Origin of the sequence: Fastidiosipila sanguinis (assembly GCF_002998295.1) — a bacterium.
GTDB lineage: Bacteria > Bacillota > Clostridia > Saccharofermentanales > Fastidiosipilaceae > Fastidiosipila > Fastidiosipila sanguinis.
Genome location: NZ_CP027226.1, coordinates 641,785 through 657,332, shown reverse-complemented (window position 1 = coordinate 657,332; position 15,548 = coordinate 641,785). Strand labels below are relative to the sequence as shown.

18 protein-coding genes and 1 pseudogene are annotated in these 15,548 nt (G+C 30.5%); all 19 read left to right on the top strand.

Annotation, left to right across the window (positions count from 1 at the left end; translation table 11 throughout):
* Positions 1-126 precede the first annotated feature (126 nt).
* Positions 127-621 (top strand): RNA polymerase sigma factor, encoded by a 495-nt coding sequence (locus tag C5Q98_RS02775; protein WP_106012205.1) that lies wholly within the window; start codon positions 127-129, stop codon positions 619-621.
* On the top strand, positions 605-934 hold the full coding sequence (locus tag C5Q98_RS02770; protein ID WP_106012204.1) for a zf-HC2 domain-containing protein: 330 nt from the start codon (positions 605-607) through the stop codon (positions 932-934). The genes C5Q98_RS02775 and C5Q98_RS02770 overlap by 17 nt, the downstream gene beginning before the upstream one ends.
* A 113-nt stretch (positions 935-1,047) precedes the next feature.
* Positions 1,048-1,752 (top strand): ABC transporter ATP-binding protein, encoded by a 705-nt coding sequence (locus C5Q98_RS02765; RefSeq protein WP_106012203.1) that lies wholly within the window; start codon positions 1,048-1,050, stop codon positions 1,750-1,752.
* Positions 1,742-2,497 carry an ABC-2 family transporter permease gene (locus C5Q98_RS02760; RefSeq protein WP_106012202.1) on the top strand — a complete coding sequence of 252 codons (756 nt, stop codon included), beginning with the start codon at positions 1,742-1,744 and terminating at the stop codon, positions 2,495-2,497. The genes C5Q98_RS02765 and C5Q98_RS02760 overlap by 11 nt, the downstream gene beginning before the upstream one ends.
* A 95-nt stretch (positions 2,498-2,592) precedes the next feature.
* On the top strand, positions 2,593-2,883 hold the full coding sequence (locus C5Q98_RS02755) for a DUF3847 domain-containing protein (RefSeq protein ID WP_106012201.1): 291 nt from the start codon (positions 2,593-2,595) through the stop codon (positions 2,881-2,883).
* Between the two features lie 334 nt (positions 2,884-3,217).
* On the top strand, positions 3,218-4,852 hold the full coding sequence (gene mobQ, locus C5Q98_RS02750; RefSeq protein ID WP_106012200.1) for a MobQ family relaxase: 1,635 nt from the start codon (positions 3,218-3,220) through the stop codon (positions 4,850-4,852).
* A 73-nt stretch (positions 4,853-4,925) separates the two neighbouring features.
* Positions 4,926-5,099, top strand: a complete 174-nt coding sequence (locus C5Q98_RS07725) for a hypothetical protein (protein WP_019035175.1) — start codon at positions 4,926-4,928, stop codon at positions 5,097-5,099.
* A 183-nt stretch (positions 5,100-5,282) separates the two neighbouring features.
* The gene (locus C5Q98_RS02745; RefSeq protein ID WP_106012199.1) at positions 5,283-5,810 is read left to right on the top strand and encodes a DUF3801 domain-containing protein; all 528 of its coding nucleotides are present in this window, start codon (positions 5,283-5,285) and stop codon (positions 5,808-5,810) included.
* A 418-nt stretch (positions 5,811-6,228) separates the two neighbouring features.
* On the top strand, positions 6,229-7,299 hold the full coding sequence (locus C5Q98_RS02740) for a PDDEXK nuclease domain-containing protein (RefSeq protein WP_106012198.1): 1,071 nt from the start codon (positions 6,229-6,231) through the stop codon (positions 7,297-7,299).
* A gap of 88 nt (positions 7,300-7,387) precedes the next feature.
* Positions 7,388-8,089 carry a replisome organizer gene (locus tag C5Q98_RS02735; protein ID WP_106012197.1) on the top strand — a complete coding sequence of 234 codons (702 nt, stop codon included), beginning with the start codon at positions 7,388-7,390 and terminating at the stop codon, positions 8,087-8,089.
* A gap of 697 nt (positions 8,090-8,786) precedes the next feature.
* Positions 8,787-8,948 carry a hypothetical protein gene (locus C5Q98_RS02730; RefSeq protein WP_000368174.1) on the top strand — a complete coding sequence of 54 codons (162 nt, stop codon included), beginning with the start codon at positions 8,787-8,789 and terminating at the stop codon, positions 8,946-8,948.
* Between the two features lie 97 nt (positions 8,949-9,045).
* Positions 9,046-10,724: pseudogene (locus tag C5Q98_RS02725) on the top strand (recombinase family protein).
* A 431-nt stretch (positions 10,725-11,155) separates the two neighbouring features.
* A complete protein-coding gene (locus C5Q98_RS02720; RefSeq protein ID WP_106012196.1) occupies positions 11,156-11,788 on the top strand; it encodes a helix-turn-helix domain-containing protein in 633 nt (210 codons plus the stop codon).
* Between the two features lie 131 nt (positions 11,789-11,919).
* Complete coding sequence (locus tag C5Q98_RS02715; protein ID WP_106012195.1) at positions 11,920-12,030, top strand: LPXTG cell wall anchor domain-containing protein; 111 nt, start codon at positions 11,920-11,922, stop codon at positions 12,028-12,030.
* A 135-nt stretch (positions 12,031-12,165) separates the two neighbouring features.
* Positions 12,166-12,474: a hypothetical protein gene (locus tag C5Q98_RS02710; RefSeq protein ID WP_106012194.1), complete on the top strand. Its 309-nt coding sequence runs from the start codon at positions 12,166-12,168 to the stop codon at positions 12,472-12,474.
* Positions 12,475-12,519: 45 nt separating this feature from the next.
* A complete protein-coding gene (locus C5Q98_RS02705; protein ID WP_106012193.1) occupies positions 12,520-13,281 on the top strand; it encodes a hypothetical protein in 762 nt (253 codons plus the stop codon).
* 36 nt (positions 13,282-13,317) lie between these two features.
* Positions 13,318-13,758 carry a hypothetical protein gene (locus C5Q98_RS02700; RefSeq protein WP_106012192.1) on the top strand — a complete coding sequence of 147 codons (441 nt, stop codon included), beginning with the start codon at positions 13,318-13,320 and terminating at the stop codon, positions 13,756-13,758.
* A 162-nt stretch (positions 13,759-13,920) separates the two neighbouring features.
* Positions 13,921-14,430 (top strand): DUF4256 domain-containing protein, encoded by a 510-nt coding sequence (locus C5Q98_RS02695; RefSeq protein ID WP_106012191.1) that lies wholly within the window; start codon positions 13,921-13,923, stop codon positions 14,428-14,430.
* Positions 14,431-14,460: 30 nt separating this feature from the next.
* Positions 14,461-15,309, top strand: coding sequence for a carboxylating nicotinate-nucleotide diphosphorylase (gene nadC / locus C5Q98_RS02690; protein WP_106012190.1), 849 nt, complete (start codon positions 14,461-14,463; stop codon positions 15,307-15,309).
* The last annotated feature ends 239 nt before the right edge of the window (positions 15,310-15,548 follow it).

Genomic DNA, 15,548 nt, shown 5'->3' with positions numbered 1-15,548 from the left:
CGATAGAAATTAAAAACTCTATCGTCTTTTTTATATGAAATGCGGGTAAAAATATTAATATAAAATTTGTAACGTTTTGGTTTTTTAATCGTCTAACTATTAGAAAACAAGAAAAGGTGTGATTTTATGGACTATGATTACGAAATAATATATAAAGAATATTTTTCTAAAGTATATTTATATGTTTTGACCATTAGTCATGATGAACATATAGCTGAAGAAATCACACAAGAAACTTTTTTTAAAGCTCTTGAAAAAATTGAAACATTTAAAGGTGATTGCAAATTATACACTTGGTTATGTCAAATTGCAAAAAATGCATTATATGATTTTTATAAAAAAGAAAAGAAAAAAGTATCTATAAATGAATACTCTGAATACTTGACATCTGATTTAGATTTTGTTTTAAGGTTTGAAGAGAAAGAGGACGTGATGAAAATTCATGTTCTCTTACGCAAGTTAGAAGAACCATACAAGGAAGTTTTTTCTTTGAGAATTTTTGCAGGCTTGTCTTTCAAAAATATTGGAGAAATATTTGGCAAATCAGATGGATGGGCGAGAGTAGTATTTTATAGGGCAAAAAATAAGTTGATGGAGGAATATAATGAAAATTTCTTGTAAAATTATTGAAGATCTTCTTCCACTATATATAGATGATGTATGTAGTGAAGAAAGTAGAAGAATAGTAGATGAACATTTATCAGAATGTAGCAAATGTAGTGAAATTCTAAAGCAAATGAAAAAAGAAAATCTTCCCATGGAAAACATAGAGCTAAATTTAACTGAAGCTGATCCTATTAGAAACCTATCTAAAGAATGGAATAAAAAATTAAAGAAATCTATGCTTAAAGGTGTTATATCTACATTGTTATTAGTATGTGCAGTACTTTTAATTGTTCATATTTTTGTTGGTATAAAAATTGTTTGGAAGTAATCTTATGAAAAATAAAAGTAACATTAAAAATTTTTTATTATTAGCTTTGTGTCTAATAATTATATTATGTGCTAGTTTTCTTGCAATTAAAACGATGTAAAAGAGGTGTGCTTATGAATAGTATTACGGTAAATAATATTACAAAAAAATACATGAATAATTTTGTCTTAGATAATGTATCTTTTAGCCTTGAAAAGGGCAAAGTATATGGCTTACTAGGAAAAAACGGAGCTGGAAAAACTACTTTGTTAAAAATAATTACTAAGCTTATTCCTTTAAAAATGTATAATCAAAAAGTTAAAATCTCAGATGACAATGAAAATATAGCAGCACTTATTAGTAATCCATCTTGTTATATGAACCTTAGCGTAAAAGATAACCTTAGTATTTATTCTATGCTTTATTATAAAAATAAAGATGAAAGAGAAAAAGAGATTGAAAAAATAATCAAGGACTTTACTTTAGAATCAATGTTAAGAAAGAAGGCCAATGAACTTTCACTAGGAATGCTTCAAAAACTAAAATTGGCTCTTAGCTTTATAACTAATTCTAATATAGTGATACTAGATGAACCATTTAATGGGCTAGATATTGAATCAACTGTTATATTAAAAGAAAAAATAAAAGAATCAAAAAAACTTGGCAAAACAATTATTATAACAAGCCACAATACTGAGCAATTAGAAAAAATATGTGATAGTTTCGCTATTTTACACCAAGCAAAAATAATAAATGTAAGTAAAGAAAAACTAGAAAAGGGAAGTCTTGAGGAAATTTATTGTGATATTTTGGCTGGAGGAAAGACTTATGTTAATTAAAAGAGATATATTGAGAGCTTTAAAAAGTTTTCACATACAAGTTGTATTTATTATAACTATATTATTTTCGGGTATATTTACATTTTTTGTAGCAAACGGAAATAAAATAGGAATTTCTGTATTTGGAAATCTTACAACTTATAAAGATCTGTCAGAAGTGCTTTTAAATGGATTAGATTATACAAAGGGATTAGGTTTTTTAGTAACTTTTGCTATAGCTTTATTTATAGCTGGAGAATATCAATTTAATACTTGGCAACATTATATATGTTCAGGAAGAAAAAGGACAGAAATATATATTAGTAGATACATTTTTGCCCTTATGTTAGCAATAACAATATTTTTAATGTATACACTAAGTTCATATTTTGTTTCTGTAATCCTTGGTAAATCTATAGATTTTAGCAAGTTTATTTTTATCATAAGGAGGGGAGTAATAGTATATATGGCTTTAACTAGCATTGTGGTATTTCTTTCAATGAGTTTTAAAAATCATATAGCAGGAATTTTAGGATCATTAGCCTTTGTATTCTTAGAAAAGGATATTATAAGTATGTTAATAAATATATTTAATAAAATAAATATAAATATAGAAGCATTTGGGAAATTTACTCTAATGAAAATAAATGCCATTGCTCCGATTGATAATATAAATATTTTGACAGAAATGTTTCTTCCATGTGTTTTGATTATAATAGTGTCCACATTATTAGGAAACTATTGCTTTTCAAAATTTGAAGTATGAAATAAGTGTCATAATGAAAAAGTAAATAATAGAATTAAAGGCGATAGAAAGTAAAAAATCTATCGTCTTTTTTTAATACAAGAAAGGAGTTATATATGAAAAAGTTAGAGCAACTAAGACAAGAATCAAAAGAAATAAAAGATAAAATTGATGATACAGAGGAAAGATTAAGGCAACTAAAAAATCAAGAAAAGAAGATATTAAAACAAGACATAGAAAAAAGAAGAAAAGAAAGAACCCATAGGCTAATAACAAGAGGAGCAATCTTAGAAAGCCTTATAGAAAATGCAGAAGAACTAACAGATGAAGAAATAAAAATCCTACTAGAAGAAGCAACAAAGACAAAAGAATTTAAAGAAACACTAAAAATAATGAGAGAAAATTAGGAAAAATAAAATAATTAAATCTCCATTAGATTTTCTAAGGGCGCAATTATACACCCTAAAGGGTGCTTGCGTCATGCGGAGCCAAACTCTTGCAGGGAGCAACAACCATTCGCTTTTTAAAAGTCAAGGGTAAATAAACTCGCTAACGCTCGCCCTTGACTTTTAAAATTTGAAATGAAAGTAACAATTAAGCCGACATACTGAAACAACAAAAATTAATTCAGTAGTCGGCTTTTTCTATTCTATCATTTCAAAACGCTCATTCACAAAGTGGATATAAAAAATCTGTTAAGCCTCCACCTAAAACAACAAAAAAAAGAAAGGAAGTGATAAAATGGCAGACAGTTTTCATTTTTCAGTAAACATAATATCAAGAGGAAAAGGCAAAAGTGCAGTAGCAAGTGCAGCATATATAAGTGGAGAAAAAATAAAAAATGAATGGGACGGAGTAACCCATGACTACACCAAAAAGCAAGGAGTAATTAGCAAAGAAATATATTTACCAGATCGCGCACCAAAAGAATATAAAGACCGAAAAACCTTGTGGAACTCGGTAGAACTATTTGAGAAAAACTCTAATGCCCAACTTGCAAGAAACTTTATCATATCATTACCAAAAGAGTTAAGCATGGAAGAAAATAAAAAGATGATAGAAGAATATGTTCAAAACAATTTTGTAAAAGAGGGAATGATAGTAGACCTAGCAATTCATGATGAAAGTAGAGAGGGAAATCAAAACATTCATGCTCATATAATGACCATAGTAAGACCAATAAATGAAGATGGAACATGGGGGCAAAAAAGTAAAAAAGAATATATTCTAGATGAAAAAGGAGAAAAAGTATTAAACAAAAATGGAAAACCAAAGACAAGAAAAGTAGAACTAACAACCTGGAATGATAAGGGCAATGTAGAAAAATGGAGAGAAAATTTTTCAGATCTTTGCAATGAATATCTAGCAAAAAATAATATAGAAAAAAGAGTAGACCATAGGAGTTTTAAAAGACAAGGCATAAAACAAATACCAACAATACATCTAGGAGCAAGTGCTAGTGCAATGGAAAGAAAAGGAATAAGAACAGAAAAAGGAGATATAAATCGTGAAATAAAAAAACAGAATGAACTATTAAAAAATATAGGCAATGAAATAAAGAAAATAACATCCTGGCTAGCAGGCTTCAAATATAAGCTAAAAGAATCATATAGGGAATATAAAGACCAAAGTAAAAAGCAAATAGAAAATGAATCAGGACTCTTTAACCTCTATGAATATTTAAGCTTCTATCAAGAAATGCAAGAAAATAATAGAGCTGAATTATCATTTTATGGGAAAAGAAACAAAGCAATCTATGATCTAAAAAGATATGCAAGTGGAATAAATTATCTAAGAGAAAATAAAATAAAAACCATATCAGACTTACAAGGGCATATAAGCGCCCTAAGAAGTAAAAACTCTGAAATATATAAGACCATAAAAGAAAATAGTCAAAAGATAGAAGACCTTAACAAGTGTTTAGCCTATGCAAAGACTGTAAGAAAAACAAAAGCAACCTACCAAGAATATGAAAGCAAGAAAATATTCAAAGAAAGCTTCTACAAGAATAATCAAAAGGAAATAGACCAATATATAAGGGCAAGAACCTTAATTGAAAAAATTAGTGGAAAGAAAAATTTAAGAGAAAAAGAATGGTTAGGAGAAATTAAAAACTTAGAAGATGAAATCAGTAAATTAAATACAGAGTCAGAAAAAATAAGGGAAAGATACAAGGAAATAAATCATATTAAATATGCAGTAGAAGTAGTCAATGAAGAATATGGTATCGACTTATCAATAGAAATTGACAAGGCAATCAAGAGAGGAGAAAAAGAAAGTATCATAAAAAAGATAAAAGAGTATAAGCAAGATAGTGATAACTTTAATAAAAAAAGACAAATGACCAAAGACTATTACAAAAATCAAGAAAGATAAGACCTGGTAAAAATATCTTATCCAAGCTATAATATGACCAAACAACTAAAGGCAGATCTAGGAGGTAATAGAGATGAATAAAAGGCAAGAGTTAATAGATGAACTCATAAAAGCAGATCAAGACGGAACATACAAAACATATAAAAGCACAGAAGAAATAAAAGCAATGAACAATGAAGAAATACAGATTATATATTCCAACATGAAAAACTATCTATCAGATAAAAGAACACACATAAACTACTAAAGGTGGAAAAGCAAAATAAGAGCAGAAAAACAATAAAAGGTACAAATACCTAAGAAATATATAAAAACATCAAAATAAAGCATTCCACCACCAAGAACAACCAAATAAAAACAATCAAAGGGAAGTATAGAAAAATTAAAGCCTATACTTCCCTTTTTTTATTTCAAACAAAGGAGATAAAACATGATAAACGAAGAAATAAGCAAAGAAGCAGGTCAAGCAGCACAAACCATAATATCATACACAATAAAGGCAGCAAAAGAATCAATCAACTTAGACAAAAAAATAAGAAAAAAGATGAATGATACTTTAGAAAAAGCAAATGGCAACCTAAAAAGTCTTATGGGCGATGAAATGAAAATAAAAGACCTCTACAAAAAAGGACAACTAGAAAATATAAGCATAGATCAAAGCGACCTCAAAGACTTAAAAAAAGAACTAAAAAAATTTGGAGTAAGCTTTTCAGTAATGAAAAACAAAGAAAACCAAAACTATGAAATATTCTTCCAAGCCAAAGACATAAAAGTAATGGAATATGCCTTTAAGCAAGTCATAGCCAAAGAAAATAAAAAAGAAAAAGAAAGTATCTTAAAACAAATAAAGAAATACAAAGACCTATCCAAGAACAAGGATAAGACAAAAGAGAAAGTAAAAAGAAAAGTAAAAGAAAAAGTAAAACCAAACAAAAAAGATATGACCAGAGAAATCTAAGGGAGTAACGAAAAGTTACACCCTTAAATAACCAAAATAACAAGACTTCCGAAAATCGGAAATCAAGAATTTCGATTATCGAAAATCAAGAAAGGAGCAGATATGGCAACAAACAAAAGATATTATTGGATAAAATTGAAAGAAGAATTTTTCACAGACAAAATAAACAGAGGACATTGTCCTTAATGAGTCCAACCCATGTCCGACAAGAGATAGAGATAGATATAGAGATAGATAAAGAGAGAGGGGGAGATAGAAAAGATTTAACATTTTTGGTATAATCACATTAATTAAACTAAATGTGTAATGATAAAATTAGCTTGTTTACCGTAAGCTGATTGTGATAAAAAGATTAAAACTCCCACCATTGGTGAAAGAGATAGAATAAAATAAAAAGAATCAGATTGGAGTGATGAGAATGGATAAAAAAGATTTAGCTATTGTAGGAGATAGTGAATATATAAAAATGCTTGAGAAAATAAAAAAATCATATACAAGCAGGCAACTTAAAGCAGCAGTTTCGGTCAATTCTGAAATGCTAAAGTTTTATTATAGTTTAGGAGAAGAAATTATTAGCTTAAAGGCAGAAAGCAGATGGGGAAGCGGATTCTATAAAAAATTAAGTTCGGATTTAAAAAATGAAATTCCAAATGTTAAAGGATTTTCTGTTACTAATTTAAAATATATGAAAAAATTTTATGAAATGTATTCGCCATTAAATCGTCCACAAGCTGTGGACGATTTACAAATATCTAAAGTCGTTGGAGATTTTAATATGATTTTTAGTATCCCATGGGGACATCAAAGATATATTATGGATAGATGTGAGGGAAATTTGAATAAAGCATTTTTCTTTATATCTAAGACATTAGAAAATAGCTGGAGTAGAGCTGTGCTTTTAAATTTCTTGGATACAGATCTGTTTGAGAGACAAGGAAAAGCAATAACAAATTTCACAAATAATTTGCCTGCAACCCAAAGTGATTTAGCTAATGAAATGACAAGAGATCCGTATAATTTTGACTTTATAGCTATAAGGCAAAATTATGATGAAAAAGAATTGAAAGACGCTTTGATGGATAATATTCAAAAATTCTTATTGGAGCTAGGAACAGGCTTTTCGTTCGTGGGCAGAGAATATAGACTTGTAGTTGGGAATTCAGAAGAATTTATTGATATGTTATTCTATAACATTAAGCTTCATTGCTATGTAGTTGTGGAGGTTAAAATTTCCGCATTTAAACCTGCGGATATAGGGCAACTTGGAACCTATGTAACATCTGTTAACCATATATTAAAGGGAGATGGAGATAATCAAACAATAGGTCTTTTAATCTGTAAGACAAAGGATAATGTATTGGCAAAATATGCTTCTGAAAGCTCAAGAGAGCCTATTGGAATTTCAGAATATCAACTACAAAACTTAATTCCTGAAAGGTTAAAAGGAGCATTACCAACCATAGAAGAAATTGAAAATGAACTAAAATAAATTTTGAAAACATAATAAATGTACGCAAGGCGGTAGAAGTAAAAACTATCGTCTTTTTTTTTTTTTTTTTGAAGAAAGGGAGGAGAGCATGGCAGATAAAAGAATGTTTTCACTAAAGATAGTGGATAGCGACTTATTTTTGGATATGCCACTAAGTAGTCAATGCCTGTATTTTCATCTATCAATGCGAGCAGATGATGACGGGTTTGTAAATAATCCTAAGAAAATCATCAAAATCATAGGAGCAAATGAAGATGACCTAAAAATACTTATTGCCAAAGGCTTTTTGATAGTTTTTGATCAGGGAATTATAGTCATTACTCATTGGAAGATAAATAACTTTATTAGAAAAGACAGATATAAGCCAACAATGTATATAGAGCAGAAACAGCAGCTTTATCAAACGGAAAATGGAGCATATATTTCAGAAGAAAAAGTTGGTTGTCATCTGGTTAACCAAAGGTTGTCAAGTGGTCAACCCAGTATAGGTAAGGGTAGATTAGATAAGGTTAGTATAGATAAGGGGAGAGAAGAACAGTCCACCCCCATCTTTTATGGAGAATACAAAAATGTAAGGCTAAGCAAAGAAGAATATAAAAATCTTAAAGAAAAATTAAACTCACACACAGAAATAATGATAAATAAACTATCAAGATACATGGAAAGCAGTGGAAAGACCTATCAAAACCACTATGCGACAATCCTAAATTGGTATGACAAAGATAAAGACAAACTAAGACAGAAAGGTTTAAATAAAAAAATGAACTATGATGTAGGAGAATCTTTATAGATAAAAAGAGGTGGAAAGCCACTATTAAAGACTTTAAGTCTAAAAAGGTATAAAAGTATGCCAGAGATAATAAAAATGTAAATATGACACTTAAAAGGCGATTAGAAAATTAAAGAAATGCTAGAAGACTTTTAGATGACAATTACCAAGAGGGTCTAATTTTCACTGCTACTTATGCAGTGGGAATTGGACCTTTTTTATATAAGCAAATTCTATTTCAAAATTGGTTACCAAGAAAGGCTTCTTTTCACTGTTAAGTATAAGAGAGTAATTTATAGAATTTTGTTTCATCAAGATAAATATTTTCTGATGGTCAAATTTTAAAAAGATTAATAACTCTCGATAAATTTTGAACCTTAACAATTGAATAGACCAAGACAAGACGTTAATTATTTTTGGAGCGTAATAACCTATCCGCCAAGATCTTTCTGCTGAATAATTTGGAATAACAAGTATTGCTAAGATAAAAGCAAGGGAAGAAGAAAGTGAGCGATAAGTAAGTGTTTGAATATAGGGAGGGATACCCTATCTGCTATGAAGAAAATGAGGATAATGATACTTCTAAGGTTGAAGCCGGCTCATCCGGAATAGAGGCGGAGGTGAGATTCCTATGTTGCTAATCCAAAGCACTTGTCAATGTCGTAAAACTTAATTAAACAAATAATTATTAGATATAAAACTTTAGAGGAGGTATATATTGGACAATGACTGGAATGGATTGGCTGATTTAATAGCAAATCTGATTGCAAAATATGCTGGTGCTTTAGATTTAGATAATCTGCCCGATCCAACGCCAGCAAAAAATCAAGAGATGAAAAATAGTTTTGACATGGCAAAAACACAAATTGAGACGGACTAATAAAAGTGTTATAATATACTTGAAATGATAGTCCAAACTTAAATTCAAAAATCAAAGTTTATATATGATATAGAAAAGATATATTGAGGTTAATGCTATGTCAAAAGAAAAAATAAAAGTATACCTCTATACACGAGTATCTACGTCAATACAGATAGAGGGATATTCGTTAGAGGCACAAAAATCACGAATGAAAGCTTTTGCTATTTACAACGATTACGAAATTGTCGGAGAGTATGAAGATGCCGGAAAGTCTGGCAAGTCTATTGAAGGTAGAAAACAGTTCAATCGAATGATGGAAGATATAAAATCTGGAAAAGATGGAGTATCTTTTGTTCTTGTGTTTAAGTTATCAAGATTTGCAAGAAATGCAGCTGATGTTCTTTCTACACTTCAGATAATGCAGGATTATGGAGTTAATCTTATCTGTGTTGAAGATGGCATTGATTCATCTAAAGATGCTGGGAAACTAATGATTTCTGTTTTATCAGCTGTGGCTGAAATAGAAAGAGAAAACATTCGTATTCAAACAATGGAAGGTCGAATTCAAAAAGCAAGGGAAGGAAAATGGAATGGTGGCTTTGCTCCGTATGGATATAAACTTGAAGATGGAAAGTTGTTTATAAATGAGGAAGAGGCAGTTGCCATAAGGACGATTTTCGATCAGTATGTAAATACTACGATAGGAGCCAATGGGCTATCTAAATACTTAGAGAATCATGGAATTAGAAAAATCCCAAGACAGAATGGAAAGAATCCTTTGTTTGATGCAGGTCTTATAAGAAAGATATTAAAGAATCCTGTATATAATGGGAAAATAGCATTTGGAAGAAGAACTTTAGAAAAAGTTCATGGTACAAGAAATGAATATAAGCAGGTTGAACAAGATGAGTATCTAATATCTGAAGGGATACATGAAGCTATAGTTTCCGATGAAGTTTGGCAAGCTGCTCAGGTTAAGCTAAAATCTCAAGCAAAGAAATATGAGCATGTGAATAAAGGAAAAGATACACGCACACACTTGCTTTCTGGAATTGTAAAATGCCCTATATGTGGAGTGGGAATGTTTGGAAACAAGTGTACTAAGAAAAAGAAAGATGGCACAAAATATAAAGATTTTTATTACTATGGTTGTAAACATAGGCAGATGATAAGAGGTCATAAGTGTACATTCCGTAAGCAAATTAGAGAAGAATTGTTAGATGATGCTGTTGCAGAGGTGATTGTCAAGATTGTAAGTAATCCGAAATTTGCTTCTAAGATGCAAGAAAAAATCAACATGAAGGTGGACACCTCTGAAATAGAAAAGAAATAGATAATTACCAAAAGGAATTGAGGAAGAGTCATTCTACAAAGTTTAAGCTAATTGAGGAAATAGATAATTTAGATGTTGAAGATAAGCATTATAAGAGAAGGAAACATGATTTAGATGATAGACTATATCGTATGTATGACAAAATAGATGAATTAGAATCATCACTAATTGATGCGAAAGCAAAGAAACAGACTATTGAAGCTGAAAAACTTACAGGAGATAATATATATAAGGTTCTGATCTATTTTGATAAACTCTATAAAGTCATGAATGATGTAGAGCGTAGGCAGTTAATTACAGCTTTGATTTCTGAAATTCAAGTTTATGAAGAAAAACAACCTAACGGACAATGGCTAAAATCAATTACTTTCAAGCTCCCAATTATAGACGATGACTTGAATATAAGTTTGGACAATAATAAACAAGTTGAGACTCTAGTATTGCTGTCAAAAGTGGATTAGCAGTTGCTGTTGCGCGCTTTGTTCATTGCGTTTGTCGATTCTGATATGCGCTTGACAACAAGCGTATGTTTCTGTTGCCTTATTCCGTACGTTAGTTGTTGGGGATTGGCATGAATGAGCGTAGAGCAATGAGGTGGATATCCGTCTTTGGTGCCTTGTGTTGTATGGCTCGTGCACCTTGGATTTTGTACGTTCTCTGTTAAGTTTTATATAAATTTTTTTTGAAACAGCTATTTTCACATAATTATGTAAGCGTGTGCTAAGAAAATTCCATGTTACGATTCGTAACGCTTGTGTTCTCGTTCGTTCCTTCTCTATTCATATGTTGCTAGATAACATGTAATTACTCAGTGTGATTATTAATTGCATTACGAGCAAAACAAATAATTATTAAGAATGAAAACTTAATAGCCAATGAAAGGAGTTATACGATGTTGTTAGGAGAAAAAATCAGAAATGCGCGCGTGGAAGCGGGTTTAACTCAAGAAGAACTTGCTGAAATGATTATGGTTTCGCGTGCTGCGGTAGCGAAATGGGAAGGTGGTTTTGGTCTGCCGGATGTTGCAAATTTGAAGGTGATTGCGGATGCGCTGGGTGTTACTGTCGACTATTTGTTGGATAAAGACAATGCAATTGATTTGTCAATCATTAAGAAGCCTATTGATTTAGCGAATTATGGTCTAAATGCAAAATTAGGTGTTCGTAAAAAAATCAAGATAAAGGAACAAATTATTCGCGATGAATATGCAGACGCCGAAATTATTATGCTCACGGTGACGAAGTTTTTTCCAGATTCGTCTGAAAAGTTTATGGATAATTTTATCGGGTGGATTACTACTTTCTTCGATGGTATTCCTTTGTTTTATACGTTTGCCTTCGGTAAAGCAGTAGAGAGTATTGGCAGTGAACAGTATTACTTGGTGAATAAAAAAGGAAAGCAATTTTTTGTGCTGATAACGGATGAGCATATCATTAGCAGAATGATGCGAGTAAAGTTCACTGATAAGAAGATGTGTATTGGGGATAAGGAATTTACGCAAGTTGGTAAGTTGCGTGATAAGTAAAAACCGGTAGTTGATTGGAAATTGGTCAGAAGAATGTGGTTTTTAGTTTTGATTTCCGCATTCTCCTGATTTTTATTTTCCTGGTTTTTTACGTGCTTTTAATGTTTTTGCATGACAGTTGATCAAAAGAAATGAAAACTGCTAAAACTGGTACTGATTCTTTATTAGGAATAGCAATAGCTCTATTAACTCTAGCTAGTGGTTTAGTTTTAATCAAAAGAAGAAAAGACAATAATATCTAAGAATAAATAACAAAGCACTTGGAAGAAACTAACTGAAAATAAAACAAGAAATTTAAACCGAACTAGTAATGATATATAATAAGGATAACGAAATATCTTTTATACAATTTTATTTAGATTGTTGGGAGTAATCATATGAAAAATTTTAAATTTTATATTATAACTACCTTATTGTGGATCTTCATATTTCCTATCACAGGTATATGTGGACTAGCTTTTATGGCAAGTGGAGTTATAACATTAATCGCTGGGATATTTAATTTTGTATTAAAGATGTTTGGAATAAATCTTGGGTTTGTTAGAATGTTTAACTATGATTTTGGAAATTTAACTGAACTCTTTATATGCGTGGCTATAGGCATAATTTTGTATTTTATAGGTGCTATGCTCTGGAAATTAACCAAACAACTATTTAATTGGTCCAAGACACAAAAGTTAGTTTAATGAACTTTTTCCAGTTTTAACATAATAAATAATATGGTGACTTAAATGGCAAAATACTTATCAGAATGGAAATCACTCTCAGAATTAAAAACTGTAACAGATAGATATACCAACTTAGATATATTCAAACAAAAGATACCTTATGAAGTAAAGGCAGAAGGTGATCAAATTTTATGGCGCTTGAACGATAATTTGAATTATCTATATGTTGAGGAACCGAAAAAATTCACGACTCAATTTGGCACTTTTAATAACTATAATAATGGAGAATTTCATAGTTGGCTTGGAGTAAATGATTTTCCTGATATTTCAGAAAGCAGCAATGAAAAATATATTTATCCAAATTATGAAGACAATCTTATTGAAGGGAATTTTTGTGACATGTTTGACCTAGGTGAATATTCATATGCAATTTCTAATCTCCTTCATATGATGGTAGGTCATTTGAAAATTATAAGAATTGACAAAAATATCGATATGCTAATTCTTTATGATAACTATAATAATTCCAACCTAAGATATCTTGGTCGCTGGGTGAATGATAAAGGTATAGTTCTTATAGCAAGTGGATATAGATTTTTTCCTAAACCAAATAATAATTATGAACTTCATGATACAACTATGTTATTTCAGATTGATAAATTAGGAAATTGTAAAATTCTAAAAAGATGGAATTTTGATTTACCAAATGTCAATAGTATTGTTAAAGTTAAAGATTATATATATGTCGGACAAAATGAAATGATCACTCGTGTTAAAATAAATGATGGCAGTCGAAGTTTTTTTGTAGATAATAGCTTAAACTAGTTATTTATTTTTTACTAGTTGTAGGAGGGAAGTTATATGGGAAGTGTTTATTATCTTAAATGTAGTAATAAATCATGCCAATATCAATTTAGTCTAGCTGAAGGTTATAGCATGATGGAATTTTCTAAAAAAATGGACTTACAAGAAGATATATTAGCTGGAAATATATATGCTCCAGAAAAGATCAAAGAATTATTAAAATCTGGTCATCACTTGAGTACTTATGCTACTTTTTTATGTCCTATTTGTAAGGAATGGAAGTCCAGAAAATTACTTTATGTTATCGAAACTGCCATTTCTCCCGATGAAGATAAAATTTTTGACATAAAAGGAATACATTTCCTAGATCCAATACCTAAATGTGGAAGATGCAAAACTGAATTAAAACTTCTTCTTGATCCTCTATCAAGTGATAATTGTTGTCCAAAGTGTGAAACGGGTGTTATGAACATCATAGGTGGAATGGATTATGATTAATAACAATAATTAATTATAAAAGATCAATTTACTATGTAATCAAAATACAGATAAAGGACTAAATTATAGCCTAATACTATTGTTGCTTAATCTAGATTGGTAAAAAAATATTTTAAAGAAAAATGAGGAATCCTGTGAACGAAAAAAACACACAACAGAACAATAGAAATTTTAAAATCAAGATTTATTCAATATTCTGAACGTCATCCTCCAGCTAAATGGAAAGATGTAAAAGAAAAACATACAGATAATGTTTTGTCAGTAATTTACAAGATGGAAGAAACTGGTGGAGAACTCGATTTAATAGTTATGCCAGACGGAAGGATGGCTTACGTTGACTGTTGTATAGAAACATCTAAAGAGAGAAAAGGTCTGTGCTATGATCGAGCAGCATGGGCAAATCGAAAACAGAACAAACTCTTAGGCAGTGCAAAAGATGCTGCTAAAGAAATAGGAGCTACTCTTATTAACGAAGAAGAATATTTTCATCTACAAAGCTTAGGCGATTTTGATTTAAAAGGTCAGATCTGGTTGAACGCTCCTGAAGATTTTCGTCAAACTGGTGATGGACTTTTTGCCAATAAACGTCATGGAAGAACATTTGTATATTATAATGGTGTAGAGAGCTACTATAGCAATCGTGGCTTTAGGACAATTTTATATTTAGACTAAATAGATATCTATTAGAAAAAGAGGTAGACAATGAACAAACTTCTACAAAAAGAAGCAGAAAGATTAATAGAAATAGCATTTGCTGAAGATGTTCCATACAGAGATTTAGCATCAGAGGCTGTATTTAATAGCAAGAGAGCTGAAGTTGATCTTATCGCAAAACAAGATGGAATAATTTGCGGCCTAGAGGTTTTCCAAATGACATTTGAGTACCTCGATCCTACAATTGAAATCGAGTACTTTTGTAAAGAAGGCGATACTATCATCCCTGGTGATAAATTATTAACTGTTAAAGGACCAGCAGCCACATTATTAATAGCAGAAAGAACTGCACTTAACTTCTTGCAAAGATTATCTGGTGTTGCCACCGCAAGTAACAAGCTTGTAAACGCCCTGAAAGATACTGGAATTAAAGTAGTAGATACACGTAAGACTACCCCTGCCTATAGAAATTTACAGAAATATGCAGTAAGGGTAGGTGGAGCATATAATCATCGTTATGGGTTATCTGATTTAATAATGTTAAAAGATAACCATATTCAAGCAGCAGGTGGGATTAAACAAGCTGTAGCTGCAGTCAAAGAGATAGATCCATTTATGCACAAAATTGAAATTGAAGTTGAAAATCTTGAAATGGTAAAAGAAGCTCTAGAGGCTGGCGTAGATATTATCATGCTGGACAATATGGATCATGACACTATGAAGACTGCTATTGAAATTATAGATGGTCAATGTCTAATAGAAGCCTCAGGTAATTTAAGTATAGAAAATGCTCACACATTCTCAGATTTAAAAATTGACTTTATTTCGTCTGGTGCATTAACTCACTCAGCAGGAATACTTGATTTAAGTATGAAAAACTTCAGAATTATTAATTAATTCAACTCTCTTTAGAAGATTTATTGAGTGTGCTAAGCAAAAACCTATATTATGCATCAAACACTACTGGATATGGTCTTAATATACAAGCTAGATATAATTACTACACAGCTAAAAAAAAATGAAAGATATGTTTCAATACTTGATAAAATCCGATAATTTAAGTAAACTTTAGGTAATGTTTAAAGGAAAGGTGGATAGATTGTGAAATTATTTCTTCAAATATCTCCATTGGCAGC

Excerpts from the sequence above, each read along its gene's own strand:
- C5Q98_RS02745 (WP_106012199.1), top strand. The coding sequence starts at position 5,283 with ATGATAAACGAAGAAATAAGCAAAGAAGCAGGTCAAGCAGCACAAACC.
- C5Q98_RS02735 (WP_106012197.1), top strand. The coding sequence starts at position 7,388 with ATGGCAGATAAAAGAATGTTTTCACTAAAGATAGTGGATAGCGACTTA.
- C5Q98_RS02770 (WP_106012204.1), top strand. The coding sequence starts at position 605 with ATGAAAATTTCTTGTAAAATTATTGAAGATCTTCTTCCACTATATATA.
- C5Q98_RS02755 (WP_106012201.1), top strand. The coding sequence starts at position 2,593 with ATGAAAAAGTTAGAGCAACTAAGACAAGAATCAAAAGAAATAAAAGAT.
- nadC (WP_106012190.1), top strand. The coding sequence starts at position 14,461 with ATGAACAAACTTCTACAAAAAGAAGCAGAAAGATTAATAGAAATAGCA.
- C5Q98_RS02740 (WP_106012198.1), top strand. The coding sequence starts at position 6,229 with ATGGATAAAAAAGATTTAGCTATTGTAGGAGATAGTGAATATATAAAA.
- mobQ (WP_106012200.1), top strand. The coding sequence starts at position 3,218 with ATGGCAGACAGTTTTCATTTTTCAGTAAACATAATATCAAGAGGAAAA.
- C5Q98_RS02765 (WP_106012203.1), top strand. The coding sequence starts at position 1,048 with ATGAATAGTATTACGGTAAATAATATTACAAAAAAATACATGAATAAT.
- C5Q98_RS02715 (WP_106012195.1), top strand. The coding sequence starts at position 11,920 with ATGAAAACTGCTAAAACTGGTACTGATTCTTTATTAGGAATAGCAATA.
- C5Q98_RS02700 (WP_106012192.1), top strand. The coding sequence starts at position 13,318 with ATGGGAAGTGTTTATTATCTTAAATGTAGTAATAAATCATGCCAATAT.
- C5Q98_RS02760 (WP_106012202.1), top strand. The coding sequence starts at position 1,742 with ATGTTAATTAAAAGAGATATATTGAGAGCTTTAAAAAGTTTTCACATA.
- C5Q98_RS02710 (WP_106012194.1), top strand. The coding sequence starts at position 12,166 with ATGAAAAATTTTAAATTTTATATTATAACTACCTTATTGTGGATCTTC.
- C5Q98_RS02705 (WP_106012193.1), top strand. The coding sequence starts at position 12,520 with ATGGCAAAATACTTATCAGAATGGAAATCACTCTCAGAATTAAAAACT.
- C5Q98_RS02775 (WP_106012205.1), top strand. The coding sequence starts at position 127 with ATGGACTATGATTACGAAATAATATATAAAGAATATTTTTCTAAAGTA.
- C5Q98_RS07725 (WP_019035175.1), top strand. The coding sequence starts at position 4,926 with ATGAATAAAAGGCAAGAGTTAATAGATGAACTCATAAAAGCAGATCAA.
- C5Q98_RS02720 (WP_106012196.1), top strand. The coding sequence starts at position 11,156 with ATGTTGTTAGGAGAAAAAATCAGAAATGCGCGCGTGGAAGCGGGTTTA.